Origin of the sequence: Streptomyces sp. W16 (assembly GCF_033194735.1) — a bacterium.
In the GTDB taxonomy this organism is placed as follows: Bacteria; Actinomycetota; Actinomycetes; order Streptomycetales; family Streptomycetaceae; genus Streptomyces.
The window spans coordinates 1-3,228 of the sequence record NZ_JAWOAI010000796.1; the positions used below are offsets into that span (position 1 = coordinate 1).

Below are 3,228 nucleotides of genomic sequence, written 5' to 3' on the forward strand. Positions count from 1 at the left end.
AGCCGGGCGGCGGCGAGGGCGTCGGCCGAGGCGTCGTGTGCGGAGTCGAGGACCACGCCGTACTCCTGGCAGACCGCTTCGAGGTTGCGCTTGCCGCGGCGGTAGCGGTCGACGGAGCGGTCGATCGTGTACGGGTCGATGACCGGGGCGGGGTCGGTGCCGCCCAGGCGGTCGCGCAGGGACGGCAGTCGATGCCGGCGCAGCTCGGCGGAGAGCAGGGTGAGGTCGAAGGCCGCGTTGTAGGCGACGACGGGGACGCCCGTCTTCCAGTAGGTCACGAGGACGTCCGCGATCGCGTCGGCGACCTCGTCGGCCGGGCGGCCCTCGGCGGTGGCGCGTTCGTTCGTGATGCCGTGTACGGCGACGGCGTCGGCCGGGATCTCCACGCCGGGATCCGCCAGCCACTCCCGGCGGCCCGCCGGCCGTCCGCCCCTGACCTCTATGACCGCGCCCGTGACGATGCGCGCCTCGCGCGGTTCCGTCCCCGTAGTCTCCAGGTCGAAGCCGATGAGCAGCTCCTGGTGCCAGGCCATGACGGCCCCCCTTCTCGGTGGTGCTTTCCCCCAGTGGTCTCCACCTTCGCATGAGCCACTGACAATCCGAGGACCGCGTTCCGCTTACCGCCGGACCGGGCTCGGACAGGTCAGGACACCGGTCGCGAATCCGCCCACATCTGCTCGAACTCATCGCGATAGGTGGGGAAAAGACCGCTGTCGTCCATTTCGTCCGACTTGACGAGTCGGCTGCCGTTTCGCAGCACCAGCACCGGCGCCTCCATGCCGCGGCTGCGGCGCAGATAGGACTGCACGACGGCTATGCCGTCCGAGCCGTCGCCGTCGACGAGGTACGCCGTGAAGCGGGGCGTCTCGTCGAAGACCTGGATCTCGAAGGCGCCCGGGTCGCGCAGCCGGGACCGCACCCGCCGCATGTGCAGGATGTTCATCTCGACGGCGCGGCTCAACTCGCCCCGTTTTATGCCGAGTTCACGCTCGCGCCGCTTCACCGCACTGGAGGCGGGGTTGAGGAACAGCAGCCGTACCCGGCAGCCGGACTCGGCGAGGCGGACCAGCCGTCGGCCGGAGAAGTTCTGCACGAGCAGGTTGAGGCCGATGCCGATGGCGTCGACGCGGCGGGCCCCGCCGAAGATGTCCTCGGCCGGGAACTGGCGCATCAGCCGTACCCGGTCGGGGTGGACGGCGACCACGTCCGCGAACCGGTCGCCGATCAGCTCCTCGACCGCGTCGACGGGCAGCCGGCGCGCCGAGGGCACGTCGCTGCCGGCGCCGAGGGTCTCCAGGAGTTTCGCGGAGGCCCGCTCGGCCTGGTTGAGGACGGCCTCGGACAGGGCGCGGTTGCGGGAGACGACGTTGCGGGTCACTTCCAGTTCGTCCAGGGCGAGTTCGACGTCCCGGCGCTCGTCGAAGTACGGCTCGAAGCACGGCCAGTGCTGCACCATCAGCTCGCGCAGCTGCGGCAGGGTCAGGAAGCTGAGGACGTTGTCGTCGGCCGGGTCGAGCAAGTAGCCCTTGCGGCGGCTGACTTCGCGGACGGCGACCGCGCGCTGCACCCACTCCTGACCGGCCGGACCGGCCGCCGCGACGACCCATTCGTCGCCGTGGACGGGTTCGTAGATGGGACGCAGTACGGCGGCCACGACGGCCCTCAGCCGCTGTTCGACCAGGTTCAGCCAGATGTAGGCGCGGCCGGCTCGCTGGGCGCGCGTACGCACCTCGCGCCAGGCGTCGGCGTCCCAGTCCAGCTCCGGACCGATGGAACCAGCCGCGTCCATCGGACGTGCCAGGGACACCGCGCCGGGCGGGACTTCTGCGGAGTTCCCCTCGTGACTCTCGTCACCAGGGGGCAACTCCAGCCCTCCCGAGCCCACCCGTGCACCGCCTTCCGCTCCCCCGAGCTCTCCCCAGTCTCAACGATCAAGGAAGGGTACTCCGGGACCGGTCGGCGGTGCAGCCGGATGGACAGGGTCGTTTCTCAACTTCCGCCGTTCACATTGCCGTTCTGGTTCGCGAGGGCGGGCGGAGTGAGCGGATTCATAGCGGTGACGTCGCGCGGGGCGATGGAGAATCCCTGCCAGTGGACCGGCATCGGCTGCTGGTCCTCGTCGCGGGCGATGTGGTGGAAGCCGACGTTCACCCAGACCACGGGCTGTGTGAGGGTCTGGCCGTTGACCCACTTGTCGACCTGCTTCGGGTGCCCCGCACCGCAGTTGGGCAGGTTGTCGCTGGCGAACTGCTCGCACTTGTTGTACTGGGTGAAGTACACGTCGTGCTGGGTGAAGCTGCGGCCCGGGTACTTGGTGGTGGGGCCGGGGACTATCTCGTAGGACCGGGCGTGGTTGTCCTTGTTCTTGCCGGTCGCGCTGACGATGCGCCACCAGCGCATGTTCTTCGCGTCACCCGCGAGTTCCTTGGTGACCTTGGTCAACGTGGTCTTGTTCGTGGGGGTGTTGGCGCCGTGCGTGGTGACCGCGGAGTCGTACTGCTCGACGCGGCCCTTGGAGGAACCGTCGAGGGCGAAGTCCAACTTCCAGAAGACGTCGTGCTGGTGGCTCGTCGCGTAGGCCGTGGCGTTTTTGCCGAGCGGCCAGCCGCGGCCGTCGCCGGCGTCGTAGTCGTAGGGCGAAAGGCTGCCGGTGGCACCGACGTTCATGTTGATGGTGCCGTCGTCCTGGAAGCGCCACTCGGTGATGTACTCGTACCAGCCGACCTGGTTGACGGTGTAGACGAGGAAGTCCTTGCCCTGGGTCTGGAAGACCTTGTTGGCGCTGTCGCCCTGCATGCGGAAGGCGTGTCCGCGTGAACGGGTCGTCGTGCAGAGGCCCTTGACGTTCGGGTGGGCCGGGTCGATGGCGTCGGGGACCTTGACCGTCTTGATGGTGCCGCCGGGACACTCGCCGGGCTGCATGTTCATCAGGCCGGTGCCGAAACCGTACTGGGTGAGGTCGCTGTACTCGTTCTTGCCGTCGTCGTACGGGACATGGATCTGGGCGAGCTTCGCGTCGGCGAGCACCTTGATGGGGGTGGCCTGGCCGGGCGGCTGGTAGGAGATGTTCTCCAGGACGAGGCCGGCCTCGCGCTCGTAATGCCAGCACATCCGCCAGGTGGTGCCGGTGGAGAGCTTCTGCTCGATGGTGTAGGCGGCGCTGCAGCCGGGGGCGGCGGCGCTCGGGGCGGCCTTCGGCTGGGCGACGGCCGGGCCCGCGCCCGCGGA

At 69.2% G+C, this 3,228-nt stretch carries 3 protein-coding genes; all 3 read right to left on the reverse strand.

Going from position 1 to position 3,228, the window contains the following annotated elements:
• Nucleotides 1–533 (reverse strand): exonuclease domain-containing protein (locus tag R6V09_RS49415; RefSeq protein ID WP_317887980.1); only part of this gene is annotated, 533 nt, incomplete at its 3' end.
• A 110-nt stretch (nucleotides 534–643) separates the two neighbouring features.
• A complete protein-coding gene (locus tag R6V09_RS49420; RefSeq protein WP_317887981.1) occupies nucleotides 644–1,885 on the reverse strand; it encodes an SAV2148 family HEPN domain-containing protein in 1,242 nt (413 codons plus the stop codon).
• Nucleotides 1,886–1,989: 104 nt separating this feature from the next.
• Nucleotides 1,990–3,228: copper amine oxidase (locus R6V09_RS49425; RefSeq protein WP_317887982.1), on the reverse strand; the 1,239-nt coding region annotated here is incomplete at its 5' end.